At 62.9% G+C, this 19,500-nt stretch carries 16 protein-coding genes and 1 tRNA gene; 6 read left to right on the plus strand and 11 right to left on the minus strand.

Annotated features, from left to right (window positions below; translation table 11 throughout):
- Positions 1-8: 8 nt before the first annotated feature.
- Genes fhuB through J3364_RS09095 form a run of 4 tightly spaced genes read right to left on the minus strand, consistent with a single transcriptional unit; the run spans position 9 to position 4,508 of the window.
- Positions 9-2,036 carry a Fe(3+)-hydroxamate ABC transporter permease FhuB gene (fhuB, locus tag J3364_RS09080; RefSeq protein ID WP_349558048.1) on the minus strand — a complete coding sequence of 676 codons (2,028 nt, stop codon included), beginning with the start codon at positions 2,034-2,036 and terminating at the stop codon, positions 9-11.
- The gene (locus tag J3364_RS09085) at positions 2,036-2,956 is read right to left on the minus strand and encodes an ABC transporter substrate-binding protein (RefSeq protein ID WP_349558049.1); all 921 of its coding nucleotides are present in this window, start codon (positions 2,954-2,956) and stop codon (positions 2,036-2,038) included. Before J3364_RS09085 ends, fhuB begins: the two co-directional genes overlap by 1 nt.
- Before the next feature lie 15 nt (positions 2,957-2,971).
- Complete coding sequence (locus tag J3364_RS09090) at positions 2,972-3,739, minus strand: ABC transporter ATP-binding protein (RefSeq protein WP_349558050.1); 768 nt, start codon at positions 3,737-3,739, stop codon at positions 2,972-2,974.
- Positions 3,732-4,508 carry a siderophore ferric iron reductase gene (locus J3364_RS09095; RefSeq protein WP_349558051.1) on the minus strand — a complete coding sequence of 259 codons (777 nt, stop codon included), beginning with the start codon at positions 4,506-4,508 and terminating at the stop codon, positions 3,732-3,734. The genes J3364_RS09090 and J3364_RS09095 overlap by 8 nt, the downstream gene beginning before the upstream one ends.
- Positions 4,509-4,905: 397 nt before the next feature.
- Between J3364_RS09095 and J3364_RS09100 the strand changes: the two genes are divergently transcribed.
- The 5 genes from J3364_RS09100 (at position 4,906) to J3364_RS09120 (ending at position 9,839) form a co-directional block, all read left to right on the plus strand.
- Positions 4,906-5,490: a TMEM165/GDT1 family protein gene (locus J3364_RS09100; RefSeq protein WP_349558052.1), complete on the plus strand. Its 585-nt coding sequence runs from the start codon at positions 4,906-4,908 to the stop codon at positions 5,488-5,490.
- 202 nt (positions 5,491-5,692) lie between these two features.
- Positions 5,693-6,628 carry a L,D-transpeptidase family protein gene (locus J3364_RS09105; RefSeq protein WP_236012216.1) on the plus strand — a complete coding sequence of 312 codons (936 nt, stop codon included), beginning with the start codon at positions 5,693-5,695 and terminating at the stop codon, positions 6,626-6,628.
- 83 nt (positions 6,629-6,711) lie between these two features.
- Entirely contained in the window at positions 6,712-7,464 is a 753-nt protein-coding gene (locus J3364_RS09110; protein ID WP_349558054.1) for an SDR family oxidoreductase, read from the plus strand.
- 109 nt (positions 7,465-7,573) lie between these two features.
- Complete coding sequence (locus tag J3364_RS09115; protein WP_349558055.1) at positions 7,574-9,022, plus strand: NfeD family protein; 1,449 nt, start codon at positions 7,574-7,576, stop codon at positions 9,020-9,022.
- A 28-nt stretch (positions 9,023-9,050) separates the two neighbouring features.
- Positions 9,051-9,839 (plus strand): slipin family protein, encoded by a 789-nt coding sequence (locus J3364_RS09120; RefSeq protein ID WP_349558056.1) that lies wholly within the window; start codon positions 9,051-9,053, stop codon positions 9,837-9,839.
- A gap of 63 nt (positions 9,840-9,902) precedes the next feature.
- Here J3364_RS09120 and J3364_RS09125 read toward each other — a convergent pair whose 3' ends face one another.
- The 5 genes from J3364_RS09125 to J3364_RS09145 all read right to left on the minus strand — a co-directional run bounded on the left by J3364_RS09125 (position 9,903) and on the right by J3364_RS09145 (position 16,700).
- Entirely contained in the window at positions 9,903-10,187 is a 285-nt protein-coding gene (locus J3364_RS09125) for an Lpp/OprI family alanine-zipper lipoprotein (RefSeq protein WP_123633598.1), read from the minus strand.
- Between the two features lie 205 nt (positions 10,188-10,392).
- Positions 10,393-10,863 (minus strand): L,D-transpeptidase family protein, encoded by a 471-nt coding sequence (locus J3364_RS09130; RefSeq protein WP_349558057.1) that lies wholly within the window; start codon positions 10,861-10,863, stop codon positions 10,393-10,395.
- 194 nt (positions 10,864-11,057) lie between these two features.
- The gene (locus tag J3364_RS09135; protein WP_349558058.1) at positions 11,058-12,026 is read right to left on the minus strand and encodes a CobW family GTP-binding protein; all 969 of its coding nucleotides are present in this window, start codon (positions 12,024-12,026) and stop codon (positions 11,058-11,060) included.
- Between the two features lie 65 nt (positions 12,027-12,091).
- Entirely contained in the window at positions 12,092-13,822 is a 1,731-nt protein-coding gene (locus tag J3364_RS09140) for a potassium/proton antiporter (RefSeq protein WP_349558059.1), read from the minus strand.
- Between the two features lie 85 nt (positions 13,823-13,907).
- A complete protein-coding gene (locus J3364_RS09145) occupies positions 13,908-16,700 on the minus strand; it encodes a sensor domain-containing diguanylate cyclase (RefSeq protein WP_349558060.1) in 2,793 nt (930 codons plus the stop codon).
- A 129-nt stretch (positions 16,701-16,829) separates the two neighbouring features.
- Here J3364_RS09145 and J3364_RS09150 point away from each other — a divergent pair.
- A tRNA-Gly gene (locus J3364_RS09150) sits at positions 16,830-16,903 on the plus strand.
- Here the strand turns inward: J3364_RS09150 and J3364_RS09155 are convergent.
- Positions 16,869-17,804 (minus strand): sterol desaturase family protein, encoded by a 936-nt coding sequence (locus J3364_RS09155; protein ID WP_349558061.1) that lies wholly within the window; start codon positions 17,802-17,804, stop codon positions 16,869-16,871. The two genes, J3364_RS09150 and J3364_RS09155, sit on opposite strands and share 35 nt — an antisense overlap.
- 94 nt (positions 17,805-17,898) lie before the next feature.
- A complete protein-coding gene (locus J3364_RS09160) occupies positions 17,899-19,206 on the minus strand; it encodes an NAD(P)/FAD-dependent oxidoreductase (protein WP_349558062.1) in 1,308 nt (435 codons plus the stop codon).
- Positions 19,207-19,500 lie beyond the last annotated feature (294 nt).

The raw sequence follows: 19,500 nt of genomic DNA on the forward strand, positions 1-19,500 counted from the left end.
CCAAACCTTTACCGCAACCGCCGCCGAGCCAGCAGGTAAATGAAATAGCTGCCCCCAAGAATCGCAGCCAGCGTCCCAGCCGGCATCTGCTTGGGATAAAGCAGCACCCAGCCCAGCCAGTCGGAGAACAGCATCAACACCATGCCGACCAGCGGTGCCAGCCACAGCTGCGGCCAGACCTTGCGCGCGCCCATCAGCGTCGCCACGTGGGGTGCCAGCAGGCCGACAAAGGCAATCGGCCCCATCAGCGCCGTGACCAGGGCACAACAGGCGCACACCAGCACCAGCAACACCAGACGGGCCCGGGACGCATTCAGCCCGCGCGCCTGGGCCATGTGATCGCCCGCCGAGATCAGCGTCAGCCAGCGCCCGGTCGCCAGCGACAACCCAAACAGCAGCACCGTGCCACCGGCGAACCAGAGCGCTTCGGCATCGGACACCCGATAGGTGGACCCGGACAGCCAGCCGATAATGGCGTAGGCCTGGTCGCTGCCCTTGGCGAGCACGAATTGCACCAGCGCCTCGATCAACGCCGACAGGGAAATCCCTACCAGAATCATGATGCCCGGGGCGTAGTGAGCCCGGCGCCCCAGCAGCAGAAGCAACACCAGAACCCCGGCGCTACCGGCAAAGGCAACGAAAGGCCCCGCCTCATGAATCGATCCCCCGATAAACACGGTGAAGGCGACCAGGGCAAAGGTGGCGCCGGCCGACATCCCCAGGATATCGGGGCTGGCCAGGGGATTGCGGATCAGCCGCTGCAGGATCAACCCCGCCAACGCCATGCCGACACCCGCACAGGCGGCCGTCACCAGCCGCGGCCAGCGCAGGGACATCACCAGATCCGACGGCCACTGGAAGGCGGCCCAGGGCTGGCGCCAGCGGAAGGCATCCGGCACGAAACAGAGCCCCAGAACCACCAGCACGACCACGGCCAGCGGCGCCAACCACCAGGACCAGCGACTGACCCGGGACGCCCCTTCCGGCAGCTGCAGGGCCGTTTGGTCCTTCGCCGCCAGCTTGCGGCGCACGAACCAGATCAAGGCCGGTGCGCCGATCAGGGCCACGGCGGTCCCGCTGGGCAACAGATCCGGGAGCCAGTCGCTGGCCATCACGGCCAGACTGTCCGTCAGAAGCAGGCCGGTTGCACCCAGCAGCAGGCTGAAGCACAGCTCATCCCGGGGCGTGCGGGCACCCATGGAGCGAGCGATGTTCGGCGTGATCAAACCAATAAAGCTGATCACCCCGACGGCCGTAATCGCACTGGCCACCAGCCACAGGGACAGCATCAACAACACGACCAGGATCGGCCCGGTGCTCAGCCCCCGGGCCCCGGCACCGGCGTCCCCCAGACGCAACAGGGCCAGCGGTCGGGGGGCGATCAACAGCAACAGTAGCGCCACCGACAGCTTGGGCAACAGCCACTGCACCCAGCTCCAGTCGGTCTGGGTCAGGTCGCCGGCGCCCCAGATAAACAGGTTCTGGGTGGCGTACTGGTTGAGCAAGATAACGGCCGTGGCTACGGCGCCCATCAGGATATGGGTGGCCATGCCCGCCAGGATCACCGGCAATCCGCTGAGGCCGCTGCGCCCGGCGATCAACAGCACCAGTACGACCGACGCCACGGCGCCGCCCAGGGCAAACCAGGAACGTCCATCCGGCGCCAGATCCGGCCACCAGACGCTGACGCACACCAGCGCCAGCCAGGCCCCGGAGGCGGCCCCCAAAGTCATCGGCGACAGCAGCGGATTCTGGGTCACCTGCTGCAACAGACTGCCCACCAGCGCCATCACGGCACCGACCAGAATAGCCAGCACCACGCGCGGCAGGGCGGCGTAGACAAACTGGATGTCGTCGAAGGTTTCCGGTGCGCGACCGAGGATCAGCGACCACTGCTGCGAAAGGGGCAGCGTCGAGTTGAGGTGCAGGTGCCAAAGCAACGCCAACAGCAGGACCGCCAACGCCGCCAGGTAGCGACCGGCCGCACCCTGCCAGAGGGCCGGGCGGGGACTTGCCAGGGTGTCAGTACCGGACATCACGGCTCGATCGTCAGCAACGCGTCCGTCATGGCTTCCGCCAGGTAGCGTAACGACAGGGCGCCACCGTAGGACCAGGTGGATTCAACACCCGCCACGTGACCGGCCTTCACCACCGGCATCGCCTGCCACAGGGGCGATTCGAACAGTTTCTCCACGCCCGGCGCCGGCTTGAAATAGAGCAATACGTCGTCGGCCTTGAGCGTGCTCAGGGTGACCATCTTCTTCTGGGTCACCCCCCACTGGCTGGGTGGGATATCGAGCGCCGACGCCAGCCCCAGTTCACGCAGGACATAACTGGACATGGCGTTCGCACCGTAGACGAACACCACGGCGTTGTTGTTGAAGCGGATGTTGGCGACTCGCGGCAGGTCCGTACCAAAATGAGCGTGCAGCTGCTGCTTGAGCGTGTCAAAGCAGGTGTCCATGGCCGCCAGTTTCTGCTTGGCCACGTCCTCCTTGCCGAACAGATGGCCCAGCTTGCGGAAGATCTGGCGCGCCACCGTGGCGTTGTTGTGATCGGCACTGAAGGCATCGAAGTAGAGCACCGGCGCCACCTGCTCCAGCCGATCGATCAAGTCTTCCTGACCGTTGGCCAGGATGATGACGTCCGGTTTGAGTGCCGCCAGTTCCTCGATGCTGGGCTCATCCCGGGTGCCGATGTCCGCCACGCCTTCGGGAATGGACGGCCGCACCACCCAGGTGTGGTAACCGTCGATATCGGCCACGCCGACCGGTTTGACGCCCAGCTCGACCACGTCTTCAGTCATGGCCCAGCTCAGGGTCACCACCCGCTGGGGCGTGCGGTCGAAGGTGTGCTCGCCACGAGCGTCCGTGATGGTCACCGCCCCCAGGGCCTGGCCGCAGAACAGCCCTGCAAACAATAAGACGAAGAAGCGGAATACGCCTCGAATCACCATAAAGGCCTCCGACAGTCAGGCGACGACAGCAACCGGACGTGACTTGCCGGGCTGGGGAATGAGTTGGATATCGATACCGTAAAGCTGGCTGAGACGATCCCGGGTGAGCATCTCGTCGGGCGTGCCGTCAAACACCAGCTCGCCGCCTTTGAGCGCCAGGATGCGGTCGGCGTAGCGGGCCGCCAGATTGACGTCGTGCAGGATCGCCACCACGCCGCGACCGGTGTCCTGGTTCAGATGACGCAGCAGGCCCATGGACTCGTACTGGTGGGACAGGTCCAGCGCCGAGGTGGGTTCGTCCAGCAGCAGCAGAGGTGATTGCTGGGCCAGCAGCATGGCGATCCAGGCCCGCTGGCGTTCACCGCCGGAGAGCTGGTCGGTCAGGTGGTCGGCATACTCCAACACACCGGTCTGGGCCATGGCCTCATCAATGGCCCGGGCGTCCGTCGCCCGCCAGCGACCAAACAGGCCACGCCAGGGATAGCGCCCCAGGGCCACCAGTTCGCGCACGTTCAGGCCTGCCACCGGCGGCAGGTGTTGGGGCAGGTAAGCGATTTCCCGGGCCAGCGACCGTTGGGAATAAGCGTCCATCGGGCGGCGATTGAGCCGGATCTCACCGGCATCCGGCGCCATCTGGCGCGCCAGCAGGTTCATCAGCGTCGACTTGCCCGACCCGTTGTGACCGAGAATGACCGTGAATTCGTGACCGGAAATCGACAGCTCCGGCAGCGCCAGGATATCCCGGCCGTCCCGTTGGACGCGTATGCCGTTTAATTCAAGCATCGTGCAACAGCTCTTCTTGCAGGCGGGTGAACCGGACCTCGTCCTTCTGCTTGGGACAGGAGGCGCACAGCTCGCCATCGTGGCGGCGGTAATGCATGCAGCAGCCCTTACGGTCGAGCACCAGCGGGGTACGGCCATCGGCCAGGGGCAGCGGCATCAAGGCACTCTGGCCTTCCAGCCCCATCGCCCGCAGCCAGGTCCAGGCCAGGTCCAGCCGCTGGGTCTGGGTCAGCTCGGGGCGAATCCGGTCGAGTCCGGCGATGGCACTCAACAGGCTGTCCGCCACCAGCCGCAGGGCATTGAGGGGCTTGATCAGCGTGATCTCGCGCAGCTCTGCCAAGAGGCCGTCGCAGAGTGCGCGCAGGGCCTGCCCGCCACGCTGGATCAGCTGCGTTTCCGTGCCGTGCTCCCAGCCGTCGTCCGGCAGCGAGTAACCCGCCACCATCAAGGTGCCCACGTTCTGCCGCAGATCCTGGAGCGGCGGCAATACACCGGCACCATGCACACCGATCACCGTCAGGATGATCGGCTGCCACACCATCAGCCCCCAGGTCCGCACGGACCAGTAGGGCATGCCGGCTTCCGGGTGGGCTTCACTCAGGGTGTCGTAGAGGGTTTCGAGGACCGCCCGATTGTCGTCCCGCGCGCACAGGCACTGGTCCACCGGTGGCACCTGATCGCCGGCCAGCACCGGATTGATCTCGGCCGAGATCGCGTAAAAGCGATCCAGGGCGATGTGCTGTGCCAGAGACTGTTGGGCCATGGACATCGTGCAACGGCTCCCGCGGTGTGGACGTCAGTCGGCCGGGACCGGACTGATCAATAATGATCCGCAGTTTACCGAGCGCCTTTTGTCAGCGCAAATGCAAATTGATCGCATTTAATTTCTCGTCATCGCCTGGGCAAACCTAACCAGGCACGTTGTGCCGGGCAGGGGAGTTCGGTAAACTTCGCGCATCTCCGGGGGAGTAGTCTCCGCGAAGAGCAGGTTGATTCTCACAACCGGCCTTCCGGGTGGCGGTCAACAAACTTGAGGCACATCCTCATGGCTGCCACGCCCCACCTGTAAAGGGATTGACGAGACCTGGGATAACGCGGTCTGCCGTTGGGGCGGAAGGCCGGGTTGTCCCTGTGTCATCGTAAATCCGCCCCTGCTTGGAGATTCAATGGACGCCTTCCTATCCTCGACCTTCGCCGTGGCCATCGCGGAAATCGGTGACAAGACCCAGTTATTGTCGCTGTTCCTGATCTGCCGTTTCAGCAAACGCACGCCGATTATCCTGGGCATTCTGTTTTCCACCTTGCTCAACCATGCCCTGTCCGCCCTGCTCGGCGCCTGGATAGCCAAGCTGATTCCCGCCAGCTGGCTGCCCTGGATCGTCGCCACCAGCTTCATCGCCATCGCGCTGTGGCTGCTGATTCCCGACAAGGACGACAGCGAGGATGCCGGCCTGCTGCGCTATGGCGCGTTCTTCGCCACGCTGATCATGTTCTTCCTGGCGGAAATCGGTGACAAGACACAGATTGCGACCGTGGTGCTCGCCGCCCGTTTCGACGATACCGTCATGGTGGTGCTGGGCACCACGGTGGGCATGCTGCTGGCCAACGTTCCCGTCATCCTGGCCGGCCAGTGGCTGATGGATCGCATGCCCCTGGCTACGGCCCGCCTCTTTGCGTGTGGGCTGTTTGTCGTGCTCGGGGTGATCACCTTGATCGGGGCCTTCAGCGGCATCAGCCTGACGGCCGGCTGATTACTGATTCGTCATGCGTTTTTGCCGCAATCCAGCGGTGCGGGAGAAGAAACGCGCCGCACTCTGTGGAATAATGGGCTTTCTCAATAGGTGCCTATAAAGTAAACAGGTTGGCAGGCATCCCTGCCAACCTGCGGTTCAACGAAGTGACGGAACACCTGTCCCAAGGATTTCAGTAATGACATGTTTCAGACGGGGCCTGATGGCAGCCTGCCTGCTGTTCTCCACCCAGGCTGCACTGGCCGGGCAACCGGTGATGCCGATCAAGGGCGACCTGATCGGTCACATGGAGACCATGAAAACCCGCTATGAAGATACCTTTGCGGACATCGGCACCCGCAACAGCATCGGCTACCTTGAACTGGTCCACGCCAATCCGGGGGTCGATCCCTGGCTGCCGGGCGACGGTACGCAGATCACCCTGCCGGAACAGCACATCCTGCCGGATGCCCCACGCAAAGGCATCGTCATCAACCTGGCCGAGTTCCGTCTCTACTATTACAGCGATGACGGCGTGCAGACTTATCCGGTCGGCGTCGGCACCGAACAGAACCCGTCACCGCTGACGCAAGCCAAGGTCACCATGCGCCTGGAATCCCCCGCCTGGTACCCGCCCACCAGCGTCCGCGAAGAGTACGAGAAAAACGGGGAACAGTTGCCGCTGATGGTGCCGCCGGGCCCGGAAAACCCGCTGGGGCCCTACGCCCTCAAATTGAGCGCCAAGGGCTACCTGATCCACGGCACCAACAAGAAATTCGGCATCGGCATGCAGGTCAGCCACGGCTGCATCCGCATGTACAACGACGACATTTCCCAACTGGTGTTCGAGGTGCCCAAGGGCACGCCGGTGCAGTTCGTCAAGCAGCCGGTCAAGGTGGGCATGAGCGGTAACGAAGTGTGGCTGGAGATCCATCGTCCCAAGGAAGAGATGGACAAGGCCGCCAAGGACCAGCTTTGGAAAGACGTGATGCAGAAGATGGACAAACTGCTCGACAAACATCCCGGCATCGAATTCCAGCGCCATGCCGTGGAACTGGCGGTGGACCAGGCCGACGGCGTTCCGCGCCTGGTAGGTGAGCAGGTCCGCCAGATGGCCCAGAACCACGACAAGGAGACCGACGACAAGCCGTCGCTCTAACGGCGCTCCTGAAGAACACTGAGTTTCTGCGCGGGCCCTGACCCGCGTTATCGCAGCCAATCGATAACAATAAGGACACCATCATGGCTAAAGCGGTACTGATCACCGGCGCCAGCTCAGGCCTGGGCGAGGGTATGGCGCGGGAATTTGCTGAACGAGGCTACGACCTGGCGCTGTGCGCCCGCCGCACTGAACGCCTCGAAACCCTGAAAACCGAGATCCAGCGCCGCCAGCCCAACATCCGCATCCTGATCCGGGCCCTGGACGTGAACCAGCACGATCAGGTCTTTGACGTGTTCAACGGATTCCACCAGGACCTGGGCCGACTCGACCGCATCATCGTCAATGCCGGCATCGGCAAGGGCCAGCCCCTCGGTTCCGGCGGCTTTAACGCCAACCGGGACACCGCCGAAACCAACTTCGTCGCCGCCCTGGCGCAAATGGAAGCCGGCATGGCCATCCTCCGCTCCCAAAACGAGGGCCAACTGGTGATAGTCTCTTCGGTTTCCGCGATCCGTGGCATGCCCGGTAACGTCACCACTTATGGCGCCACCAAAGCCGGCGTCGCCGCGCTCGCCGAAGGCCTGCGCGTGGAACTGACAAAAACCCGATCACCGATTCGCATCACCACGCTCTTTCCCGGCTATATCAGCACCGCCATCAACGCCGACATCAAACACAAGCCCTTCGTGGTGGACGCCGAGACGGGCTGCCGCGCCATGGTCAAAGCCATCGAATCCGAAAAGGCCGAAGTCTATGTGCCCGGTTGGCCCTGGCGCGCCATCGGGTTCATCATGAAACGGGTACCCACGTCCCTGTTGGCCCGGATGCTCTGAGTAACATCGGTTAATCCCCCCGGGTCAGGGAACGTATACTCTATAGACGGATCTTAAAAGCCAGGCGAGGGGCCAAACGCCCTCGCCCGGACGCAGCGAGCGGAGACCGATGGCCATGATCTGCAGTCAACGCCTCAAACACAGCCTGTTCGCGTGGATGCTGGCATTGGGGCCCCTCCTGGTGCTGGCCGGATACGTCCAGGCCCAGTCGTCGGGTTCGGCCTCTTCGGGCAACGCCCGCCTGTTGACCGTCAACGGCGCCATCAGCCCGGCGACCATGGATTACCTGATGCGGGGCCTGGAGCAGGCCGCCGATGACCAGGACCAGCTGGTGATCATCGCCATGGACACGCCTGGCGGTCTGATGTCGTCCATGCGCAGCATCATCAAGGCTATCCTGGCCTCACCGGTTCCGGTGGTCACTTACGTCTCGCCGTCTGGGGCACGCGCCGCCAGCGCAGGCACCTATATTCTCTATGGCAGTCACATTGCCGCCATGGCGCCCGCCACCCACCTGGGATCGGCGACGCCGGTCCAGATGGGCGGCCTGCCCGGCCAGCCGGAAGAGCCCCGAGCTCCGGACAAACAGTCGCCCTCCACCGGTGGCGAAGACGCCTCAAAAGACAGCCACCAGGGCGGCAGCGCCATGGAGCGCAAGGTGCTGGAGGATGCCGTCGCCTACATCCGGGGCCTCGCCGACCGCCACGGACGCAACGCCGACTGGGCCGAACGGGCGGTGCGAGAGGCCGTCAACCTAAACGCCAACGATGCCCTGAAACAGAACGTGGTCGATGTGGTGGCCCGGGACATTCCCGACCTGCTGCAACAGATCGACGGTCGCAAGGTGATCATGGCCGATGGCGAGCGGGTGCTGCAGACCGCCAACCTGACCGTCGAACGGGCGGACCCGGGTTGGCGTACCGATCTGCTGTCGGTGCTGACCGATCCCAACGTCGCCTATTTCCTGATGATCATCGGTTTTTACGGGCTGATCTTCGAACTCGCCAACCCCGGCAGCCTGTTCCCGGGGGTGATCGGCGCCATCTGCCTGGTGCTCGCCCTGTTCGCCTTCCAGGTCCTGTCGGTGAACTACGCCGGGCTGGCGCTGATTCTGCTGGGCCTGGCGTTTATCGTGGCGGAGGCCTTCATGCCCAGCTTCGGGGTGATGGGGCTGGGCGGCCTGGCCGCCTTTGTGGTGGGGTCGGTGATCCTGATGGACGGCACCCACCAGGCCATATCCCTACCGATCATCGGCGGCACCGCCGCGGTGGCCGGTGGCTTCCTGCTTTGGGCGGTGACCCGGTTTGTCGGGCTGCGCAAACGGCGTGTGGTCAGCGGCAAGGAGCAGATGCAGGGTGAAAGCGGCATCGCCCTGGATACGTTTGTGATCGACGACGATCACTACAAGGGACATGTCCGACTGAATGGTGAACGCTGGAATGCCACCAGCACGGCCGCGGTCCATGAGGGCCAGACCGTCCGCGTGGAGGCCATCGACGGCCTGACTGCCCGGGTCAGCCGCCAGGACGACACGGCGGACGCCCCAACGACGCACTGAATCAGGACAACCAACCGGAGGGAACAACATGCTGGGCAACCTGATACCGTACATTGCACCTCTCGTCATCCTGCTGATCATCCTCGGCAGTGCCATTCGCATCCTGCCGGAGTACGAGCGCGGCGTGGTGTTCTTCCTGGGGCGCTTCCAGGGCGTCAAGGGACCGGGGCTGATCATCGTCATTCCCGGGATTCAACAGCTGATCCGGGTGGACCTGCGGGTGATCACGCTGGACGTTCCCAGTCAGGACGTGATCTCCAAGGATAACGTCACGGTGAAGGTGAACGCGGTGCTCTACTTCCGCGTGGTGGATCCGGAAAAGGCGATCATCCGGGTGGAAAACTACGGTGCGGCGACCAGCCAGCTGTCGCAGACCACTCTGCGTTCGGTGATGGGCAAACACGATCTGGACGAGATGTTGTCCGAACGGGACAAGATCAACGCCGATATCCAGGAAATCCTGGACGCGCAGACCGAGGAATGGGGCATCAAGGTCGCCAACGTGGAAATCAAGCACGTGGACCTGGATGAATCGATGATCCGCGCAATTGCCCGTCAGGCCGAGGCGGAGCGGGAGCGTCGGGCCAAGGTCATCCATGCGGACGGCGAATTCCAGGCGTCACAGAAGCTGGTCGAAGCGGCGGATGTCATGTCCCGTAATTCGGCCGCCCTGCAGCTGCGCTACCTGCAGACCCTGGCCGATATGAGCAACAACAACAGCTCCACCATCGTTTTCCCGCTGCCCATGGACATCATGAAGAGCTTCATGAAACCGGCAGGCGACAAGGGCCCCAAACCGGAAACCAGCCCGGAATAACCCAATCTGCAGACACAAAAAAAGGCCGGTCAAGCCGGCCTTTTTCGCATTCGTCAGAGCAACTTACTTCATGCTCGACTTCTGCAGCATACGCTTGGCGCGCTCGTTCGCTTCTTCAGCGGACTTCTGCGCTTGCATGGCAGCAGACATGGCTTCTTCTGCTTTTTCATAAGCAGCGTTGGCGCGGCTCTGTGCAGAGTTGGCAGTGCTCAGCGCGTTGCTGGCTGTCTGCTCTGCAGAGTTCGCAGTTGCTGCTGCGTCATCAATGGCTTCCTGGTTGGCTGTGCTGGCACAACCAGCAGTCATAGCGGTGGCCAGTGCAAAACCTGCGATCGTCAACTTACGCATTCTCATTACCCCTTATTGATGGTTATAGCTTCCTTAGACTGCAGAAGTCTTTGGAACCAACTCCCTGTCTGTTCCACAAGTTTGGACCACTGTCGTCCAAATCGTCATGAACAGTGTAGAACACTGCCTTACGAATTGAGAACTATAGATCAACCGATTACGTTCGCCAATTACCGGTTCGTAACGCGTCCACTTATGTTACGCGTCAGGGAAGGATACGGATTGGTGTGCCGTCGGGAACCAGCGTCCAGATCTGGTCCATGGCCTCGTTGGTCACTGCAATGCAGCCGTCGGTCCAGTCCAGCCCGGCAAACGCAAACGCCATATCACCGGCGTCATTGGGCAACCCGTGAATCATGATCTCGCCGCCGGGGTTCAGCCCCCAGTCAGAGGCCAGTTCGCGATCGTGGGCGTTGGGGTAGGAGATGTGAATGGACTTGTAGTAGCTGCTGCCCGGGTTACGCCAGTCCAGGACGTAATCGCCCTCGGGGGTGCGCTCGTCACCCTCGAACAGCTTGTGGCCCTGGGGATTGTCTCCCAGGGAGATGCGGAAGGTCTTCACGGCTTCACCGTCCACCATCAGGTCCAGGCGCCGCTTGGCCTTGTGGACCACGACCCGATCCACCGCCAGCGATGCGTGGGCGGTTTCAGGTCGCTGATAATCGGTCGTTGCCATGGCGAGACTCTCGGCGGAGGCCAGGCCCGGCACCAAAATACTGAGCGAAAGCAACAACTGCGCTAGACGACGAAAAAGCATAGAAAACCAGCAGATTGCACAAAGTTAATGCGCATTTTATAGCACAACCCAAGAGGGTGTTCGATTTCTTAACGTTACAGTGAGAAATCGGCACGTTTCCGGGGGTAAATAATTTAGTCCAGCACCGTAGCACGCAACCGATCGTCCAGACAGGTCGCCTTCAGCGGCTGGTCGGCGATCAGCTCCAGCCGGTTCTCCAGAGCCGGCGCAATCGGATAGCGGCTGATCACACCCTCGCCACCGTTGAAGGCAAGCCAGCCATCGGTCGTGTTCAGCACGGCCTTGTAGCGGGCGCAGTCGGAACCGGTCAGCCAGGCGACCACGGCGTCGGCCTCAAAACGCCGAGCCGGCGCGATCCGCCAGCCCAGGCTGAAATAGCCCTGGCCGTGGTTTTCCCGCATCTGCCAGTCACGGTCCGCTCCATCGTCCGCCGTGCCGGTTTCAGCATGGTGATGGTCGTGAGCATGGGGCGATTCGAACTGGGGGACCTGGGGCTGGGCATCGAGCCAGGCGAGATCCAGTCGGCCCTGTCGGGTCTGGGCGATGCGTTGTTTGGCGGGCGTCAGCGCTTCGGCCCACTGCCAGAAGTTGCGGATTTGCGGTGCCGTGCACAGGTCGGTCTTGTTGGCCGCCAACACGTCGGCGGCGGCGACCTGATCCCGGAAGTGCACGTTCTCCGTCACCCGGGGATCCTCCAGGCGGCGGGGATCCACCAGGCCGATGGTGGCGCCGATCGTCAGGACGTCCCGGTAGAACTCGTTCTGCAGCGTTTCGATGATGCGGGCCGGATGCCCCAGGCCTGTAGGCTCGATCAGCAGCCGATCAGGGCGGGCCTCGCGAATGAGCATGTTGAGCCCCATCTGCATCGGCAGGCCGGCCACACAACACATACAGCCGCCGGGCACTTCCCGCACGAAGGCGCCGGTATCGGCCAGCAACTGGCCGTCGATGCCGATCTCGCCGAACTCGTTGACAAGCACCGCCCAGGTCTCGCCCGCCGGTTTGCGGGCCAGCAGATCGCGGATAGCGGTGGTCTTACCCGCGCCCAGGAAGCCAAGAATGAGGTGGGTTGGAATCGGCATGGCAGTCAGTCAGAATGTTATAATATAACAATTGTACCACGCCGCAGGCGCAAAGAACGAATCGGTCAGAATTTGGGCGGCGCGGCGCCCTCGTCCATTTTCAGGCCCACCTTGGTGACCCGGTCGGCCTCGGTGGCCCGGGCCACCAGGGTGACCGGACCCAGCACCACCCGGTCGCCGACGACCGGATGCCCCTTGGCCCGTTTGGCAAAGCAGTCGGCCAGGGAGAGCTCCGGCGACAGCTCGTCGAACTCGATGCCATAGACCTGCTCCACATCCCCCAGCAGCGCGTCGCCGTTGAGCACGAAGTCGCCGAAGAAGGCCCGCTCCATCAAGTGACGCGGCGGCTGCCGGCCGCTGAGCGTGTGCCCCAGGTCGTTGAGGCTGTCCGACAACGCGAACACGGCCAGTACATCCCCCTGCTGGACCAGGGTGTCCGGCTGGGGTGACATGCAGAGCCGGTCCCGGAACACGCCGGCGACGGCCGCGTGCCTGGGCATGGTGATGCGCGACAGGGGACGCGGATCGGACCAGCGCTCGCCCCGCAACGGAAACAGCATCAATTCGTGATCACCGGCGGCCGGGACGTCCAGCGGCAGACGCCGGTAGGGCTCCTCCGGCGCCGGCACCTCCAGCTTCAGCCAGCGGGCAATGCGCGCCAGCGAGCTGCCCTGGACCACCAGCGACACCAGTACCACGAAGAAGGCGATGTTGAAGATCAGCGGCGCCTCGGGCAGGCCATCCATCATTGGAAACAGCGCCAGCACGATCGGCACCGCGCCGCGCAGGCCCACCCAGCTGATGAACGTCAGTTCTCGGCGATTGAAACTGAACGGCCACAACGTGGCGAAAACCGCCAGCGGCCGGGCAAACAGGATCAGAATCAGCGACAACGCCAGGGCGCCGCCGACCAGCGGCATCAACTGACTGGGGCTCACCAACAGGCCCAGGATCAGGAACAGACTCATCTGCGCCAGCCAGGCCAGACCATCATGCACCTGAAGGATCAGCGGCATCATCCGCACCGAACGATTACCCAGCACCACCCCGGCCAGGTAGATCGCCAGGAAGCCACTGCCGGACAACATGTTGGTCACCGAGAACAGGGCGATCCCGGCGGCGGCCACCAGCAACGGATACAGCGCCGGCATCAATCGCGCCCAGTTGACCAGGCGCACCATCAGGCGGCCGCCGAGCACACCCATGATGGCGCCGATCCCGAACTGCTCGATCAGCAACCAGAGGCTGCCCAGCAGACCGGATTCCTCCTTGGTCAGGAGCGCCAGCAGGGCCAGCGTCAGGAAGATGGCCATCGGGTCGTTGCTGCCCGACTCGATTTCCAGGGTCGCACCCACCCGCTCATTGAGGTGAAGCCCCCGGCCCTGCAACAGCGAGAAGACAGCCGCCGCATCGGTGGAGGAGATGATCGCGCCCATCAGAAAGGACGCGCCCCAGCCCAGGTCGAACAGGTAGTGCGTCGCCAGAGCGGCGATGCCGGCGGTAATCACGACGCCGAGCGATGCCAGCAACAGCGCCGGCTTCAGGCCCACCCGGAAGGTGTCCGCCCGGGTCCGCATACCGCCGTCGAGCAGAATGACGGCCAAGGCCAGGTTGCCCACCAGGAACGCGAGTTCGAAGTCGTCGAAGCGTACGCCTCCCGGTCCGTCAACGCCGGTGAGCATGCCAACTGCGAGAAATATCAGAAGGACCGGCATTCCCAGCCGGCTGGATAGGGGGCTCAGAAGGATGCTGATTACCAGCATCAAGGCCCCGATAAGGGTGAGAGTCGGATCCATGCTAACTCCAGTCCATTCGAGAGCATGATAACAGCTCCCGGCGCCCAGTCAGAGACGTCGCGGGACGAACATCAGCTCACGGGGATCAGAGGACCGGTTCCATCGGGGCCGACACGACTTGGTCTCGCCCATTCGCCTTGGCCAGGTAGAGCAGTTCATCGAGGCGCTTGAACGCTTCCGGCATGGGTTCGTCCAGGTCGACTTCGACAACGCCGAAGCTGGCCGTGACCCGTTCCGGAAACGGCATGGGGTGCTGACGCAGCTGGTCCCGCAGGAGCTCCGCCAAGCGGCATGCACCCTCGAGATCGGTGTCCTCACAGAGGATCAGGAACTCCTCACCGCCAAGCCGGTACACCACATCCGTCGAACGCACTTCGTGGCGCAACAATCGTCCGAGGCGAACCAGAACCTCATCCCCCACGTTGTGGCCGTGGCTGTCGTTGACGCCTTTGAAGTGGTCGATATCCAGCATGATCATCGCAAACGCCATGCCCTGGCGCCGGAAGCGGGCCATTTCCCGCTGCCAATGGGTTTCCAGGTGACGGCGGTTAAAGGCGCCGGTGAGCGGATCCATTGTCGCCTGTTCCCGCAACTGGAATTCCAGCATCTTCATCTGGGTGATGTCAGAAATGTAGCCATGCCAGTAGGTGCTGCCATCTTCGGCCCGTCTCGGGGTCGACTCGCCCCGCAACCAGCGGATGCCGTGCTGCGGCAGCACCACCCGGAATTCACAGATCCATGGCACCAGGTTGGTCCGGGAGCGGTCGATAGAGGCCTGCACGGTGGCTGCATCGTCGATATGGATGCGTCTGAGCGCGTTGGTGGCATCCTGGTGGGCTTCTTCCGCGGTGATTTCGAACACGTCCCAGATCCCGTCACTGACGTAGGGGAACGACGCCGTGCCGTCCGGTCGGCTGAGGTACTGGTAAATGACGCCGGGCACGTTGGTGGTCAGGTCCTGGAGCAGGTGATCGTTCTGCTCCAGCGCTTCCATCGCCCGCAGGTATTCGGTCATGTCGATGGCGACACCGAGGTAACCCAGATCCTGTCCGGATTCATCGAAAATCTTGGACAGGGTCAACTGCACTTTGCGCCGTTCACCGTCCTTGCGCACAAACGTCCAGCGTTCCGAGCGATGGACGCCCTCCTCGACACCCACCTGGAACACGCGGAAACCGGCCACCGGCTTGCCGGTGTATTGGGTCAGCCGCTCGCCCCAATCCGCCACTTCCCCGGGATCATGGAAAGCCAAAGGCGTCATCCGGCCCACCACCTCGGCCGCACGGTAGCCCAGCAAGTGTTCCGCCCCGCGGTTGAACAAGGCGATCTTGCCATCGGGGCGGGCGACGATAATCGCGACATCTTCCGCCGAGGAAAAAATGCCCGAGAGGTAGGCATTCGCCTCGCGCAACTCCAGTTCGGTCTGTTTGACGTGGCTGATGTCGGAGTGTGTGCCGATCATCCGCGCGGGACGATCCTGCCCATGCCACTCAATGACTTTGCCGCGATCGAGGATCCACTTGTAGGTGCCGTCCTTGCAACGAAGTCGGTGCATGCTCTCGTAATAATCCGTGAGGCCCTTGAAGTGCGCATCTAAAGCCTTCTGACACGAGCCCAGATCCTCAGGGTGGATTCGGTCGGACCACTCGCTGAGGGACTGGCCGATTTCGTCCGGCGTGTAGCCCAGCATGGTTTTCCAGCCTTCGGAGAAATACACCTCGTTCTCGGGCATGCGCCAGTCCCAGACCCCATCGCCGGAACCGTCCAGCGCAAACTGCCAGCGTGCTTCGGATTCGGACAGCGCTTTCAGGGCCTGCTGCAGTTCCTCGGTGCGCCGCTTCACATTGGCCTCCGCCCGGGCCCGGCCCAGCAGGGCCATCGCCAGGTAGCCCGCGCACAAGAGGGTAGCGCCCAGTCCGGTGATGACCACCAGCAATGCGGTCGGGCGGGGTTGCCACTGCGACGGGTTGGTCGGTTCGGCCCGGATCAAGACCGATCCGTCTGCCAGGTTGATATCGCGGGAAAAGGTCAGCCCCAGGTCGTGGTGATGATCCTCACTATGATCGAGCGTCGCCGCCGGACTGTTCGAAGCAAACTCCTCAAAGCTCAGAGCGATGCCGGGAGAATCACTGTAAGCCGACGACACCAGTCGCGCCAGCGCGCTAAGGCGCAGTCCGAGGCCGATAAAACCGCGTAGATTACCATAATGACGATCAGTCACATCTTTGACAGCGCCCTCGTTAAACACCGGAGCAAAGACGACGATGCCGGATTCATCATCCGGGTCATCAAGCGTGCGGATGCCACCAATCATCACCGCTTTGCCGGTGGTCATGGCCTGTTCGAAGGCGCGGACTCGCGATGGCAGGTAGCTGACGTCCATACCCACCAGGTTGGCACCGGGAACATTGGTCTTCTGGTAGGTGATGGGGAAATGGCGGCGGATGTCGCCGGAACTCAGGTCCTCCACCGATTCCGGCAGGCGCAACCGGAACCGATGGTGGTATTCATAGGCCATCCGCTCGCGGTACAGCGTCATCTGACTGGCCGGCACGTTCTCGGTCCAGCTGACGGTCATCTCGATGCGATCGGACAGGCGGGACAGCGTTTCAAACTCGTGGCGGGTGAGCTCCGACTCCAGGGTGATAAACCGGCGCATGGCGTCCAACTCACGCAGCTGGTCCTGGATCAACTCTCCCACAAACAGGATGCGTGAGCGGGCCTCCTGCTCGAAACTGGATTGCACGATCTGGCGTTCGGCCTCTGCCGCCCGCTGGGCCAGAATCATTGTCAGCGCCGCCCCCAGTGCAAGCACCAGCAGGACAGGCCATCCCTGGACCAGAGCGCGTCTTAAAGCAGGGCGCGAATCGGTGGTCAAATCAGTCTTCCGGGGAGTTCAAACTCACGTCAAGAGGATAGCATAGGCAATCACTACGTAGACCTTGCCTGACAAGAGTTCACAATCTATATTGGCTCCCTGCAAGCCCTCCGTCCGGGGGCACGGCAAGCGGGTGTAGCTCAATGGTAGAGCAGAGGCTTCCCAAGCCTACGACGAGGGTTCGATTCCCTTCACCCGCTCCATCTCTTCTCCCGATCGATGCCGCCCCAGCGTCTCCGCCAGCTCCGGCGGCCCAAACAAGACCAGCCCCCGCTCTTTCAGCGTCAGTCCCGGCGCCACCAGGTCACGGAACATGTCCCGCCACTCGTGGAAGTTGAGCGTGACCGGGTTGTGGGTGCGGATCTGCCGTGGGATGCCGTAGTCCGGTTTTTCCACCGCGTCTTCTTCCACAAAGGTGCCAAACAGGCGGTCCCAGATGATCAGGATGCCGCCGTAGTTCTTGTCGATATAGCGCGGGTTACGGCCGTGATGGGCCCGGTGATGGGACGGGGTGTTGAGTACCCACTCCAGCGGCCCCAGTTTGCCGATGGCTTGGGTGTGGATAAAAAACTGGTACGCCAGGCTGATGGCAACGGCAAAGATGACCGTCTCCGGCGGAAAGCCGATGAACACGATCGGCAGCCAGAACAGCCACATGCCGGTGATCGGATAAGTCACGCTCTGGCGGAAGGCGGTGGAGAGGTTGAGCTTCTCCGAGGAGTGATGCACCACGTGGGAGCACCAGAACCAGCGGATGCGATGGTGCGCCCGATGGAACCAGTAGTAGACAAAGTCCTGCACCAGGAACAACAGCGCCACCGACCAGGCGTTGAACGGAATATCGAACAGGCGCACGTCGAAAAGGGCGTTGTAGACCACGATGGTCAGCAGGGCGGCAATCACATCGCTGGCCTGATAGAGCCCCGCCAGGGTCATGTTGCTCAGGGTATCGGCCCAAGTGTAGGTGGCTGACGGATAGGCCGCGCGGTTGTGGCGCAGATGCAGCCACTCACCCGCCATGGCGAGAAAGAAGGCCGGCGCCAGGGCCAGGGTGACCAGATGGGGATCGAAACCCAGAAGATCCGTCAGGGGGGTCGGGGACATACGCACTCCAGTTTATCGTTGTACTGGATTCAGTATGTCACCGGAAGCCGTCGGGATCGGTGACCCATCCCGACGTTTTCATTGGCCGATGGCGTCAGTGCAGCTTCAGTCTCGGCTGCATCGCCCGGCTGATGCGGTCCATGAACCAGATCACGCCGGTGCGCAGCAGGCCATGCAGCGCCACCTGGTGCATGCGGTAGAGGGACAGGTAGAACAACCGCGCCACCTTGCCTTCGACGTACATGCTGCGACCGGACAGGTTGCCCATCAGGTTGCCGACGGTGGTGTAGCGGCTGAAGTTGATCAGCGAGCCGTGATCGTTGTAGACGAACGGCACCGCCTCTTTACCTTCCAGACGGTTGACCAGCGACTTGTACAGCGTCGCCGCCTGCTGGTGCGCGGACTGGGCGCGCGGCGGCACCGGGCGATCCGAATCCGGCTGCGGACAAGCGGCGCAGTCGCCCAGTGCGAAGATGTTGTCGTCCTCGGTGGTCTGCAGCGTCTGCTTGACCATCAGCTGGTTGCCGCGACTGGTTTCCAGTCCCAGCTTGGCCAGGAACGCCGGCGCCTTGATCCCGGCAGCCCAGATGGTCATTTCCGAGGGCAGTTCCGTGCCGTCCTTCATGACGATGCTGTCTTCACGCACCTCACTCACCGGCTGGCCGGTCAGCACGGTCACGTTCTGGTACTCCAGCTCTTTCGTGGCCGCCACGGAGAGCCGCGCCGGCAGGGCGGGCAGAATCCGGTCTGCCGCCTCGACCACCGAGATGCTGATGTCTTCCGGGCGCAGGTAGTTCATGCCGTAGACCGGCAGTTCACGGGACGCCAGGCGCAGCTCCGCCGCCAGTTCCACGCCGGTGGCACCGGCGCCGATGATGGTGATCGGCAGGCTGCCGCTGCCCCCTTCCTGAGCGTCGTGGTTCTTGCGCAGGAAGGCATTGAGCATGAGGTCGTGGAAGCGCCGCGCCTGCTCCAGGCTATCGAGGAACAGGCAGTTCGACTGGGCGCCCGGGGTGCCGAAATCGTTGGCGGTACTGCCCACGGCGATCACCAGGGTGTCGTAGCCGATGCGCCGCTCCGGCACCACTTCCTCACCATCCTGATCGTGGAAGGCGTCGATGACCAGCTCCCGCTTGTCACGGTCCAGGCCCGCCATGCGGCCCAGCTGGAATTCGTAGTGGTGCTTGCGGGCGTGGGCTCGGTAATTGATCTCGTTGGCACTGGCATCCAGCGATCCGGAGGCCACTTCGTGCAGCAGGGGTTTCCAGACGTGCGTCAGCCCGGCGTCCACCAGCGTGATGCGGGCTTTCTGCTTTTTGCCGAGCCGATTGCCCAGACGCGTCACGAGTTCAAGACCGCCGGCGCCACCGCCGACGACGACAATATGATGCAGTTTATCCATTGCGGGGTTCCCGATAAGAAAAGACAGCCAACAGCTCTGACCGGACGACGGCACCGGACGGACCAGACGCTTTTGGCTGTCTTCACTCAGGGTGAGGAGGGCGTATCCTATCGAGTGGGCAGGATACACTCAATGCGACTTCCGGAGGCAGCGTGGAAACTACCTGCACCGGTCGTTCGCTCGTGATTCGTGATGCGGACCCTCAATATGTCGTTATTTTACGACATCAACAGTGACGCTCCAAGGGCCGTGGTGGACCCGCGTCATCCGTCGACACTGACAAAACCGACACTG

Origin of the sequence: Marinobacter sp. NFXS9, assembly GCF_040148665.1 — a bacterium.
In the GTDB taxonomy this organism is placed as follows: Bacteria; Pseudomonadota; Gammaproteobacteria; order Pseudomonadales; family Oleiphilaceae; genus Marinobacter_A; species Marinobacter_A mangrovi.

Coding starts and splice junctions, on each gene's coding strand:
- J3364_RS09110 (WP_349558054.1), top strand. CDS start 6,712: ATGGCTAAAGCGGTACTGATCACCGGCGCCAGCTCAGGCCTGGGCGAG.
- J3364_RS09155 (WP_349558061.1), bottom strand. CDS start 17,804: ATGTCCCCGACCCCCCTGACGGATCTTCTGGGTTTCGATCCCCATCTG.
- J3364_RS09120 (WP_349558056.1), top strand. CDS start 9,051: ATGCTGGGCAACCTGATACCGTACATTGCACCTCTCGTCATCCTGCTG.
- J3364_RS09125 (WP_123633598.1), bottom strand. CDS start 10,187: ATGCGTAAGTTGACGATCGCAGGTTTTGCACTGGCCACCGCTATGACT.
- J3364_RS09090 (WP_349558050.1), bottom strand. CDS start 3,739: ATGCTTGAATTAAACGGCATACGCGTCCAACGGGACGGCCGGGATATC.
- J3364_RS09105 (WP_236012216.1), top strand. CDS start 5,693: ATGGCAGCCTGCCTGCTGTTCTCCACCCAGGCTGCACTGGCCGGGCAA.
- J3364_RS09085 (WP_349558049.1), bottom strand. CDS start 2,956: ATGGTGATTCGAGGCGTATTCCGCTTCTTCGTCTTATTGTTTGCAGGG.
- J3364_RS09140 (WP_349558059.1), bottom strand. CDS start 13,822: ATGGATCCGACTCTCACCCTTATCGGGGCCTTGATGCTGGTAATCAGC.
- J3364_RS09115 (WP_349558055.1), top strand. CDS start 7,574: ATGGCCATGATCTGCAGTCAACGCCTCAAACACAGCCTGTTCGCGTGG.
- J3364_RS09160 (WP_349558062.1), bottom strand. CDS start 19,206: ATGGATAAACTGCATCATATTGTCGTCGTCGGCGGTGGCGCCGGCGGT.
- J3364_RS09130 (WP_349558057.1), bottom strand. CDS start 10,863: ATGGCAACGACCGATTATCAGCGACCTGAAACCGCCCACGCATCGCTG.
- J3364_RS09100 (WP_349558052.1), top strand. CDS start 4,906: ATGGACGCCTTCCTATCCTCGACCTTCGCCGTGGCCATCGCGGAAATC.
- J3364_RS09135 (WP_349558058.1), bottom strand. CDS start 12,026: ATGCCGATTCCAACCCACCTCATTCTTGGCTTCCTGGGCGCGGGTAAG.
- J3364_RS09095 (WP_349558051.1), bottom strand. CDS start 4,508: ATGTCCATGGCCCAACAGTCTCTGGCACAGCACATCGCCCTGGATCGC.
- fhuB (WP_349558048.1), bottom strand. CDS start 2,036: ATGTCCGGTACTGACACCCTGGCAAGTCCCCGCCCGGCCCTCTGGCAG.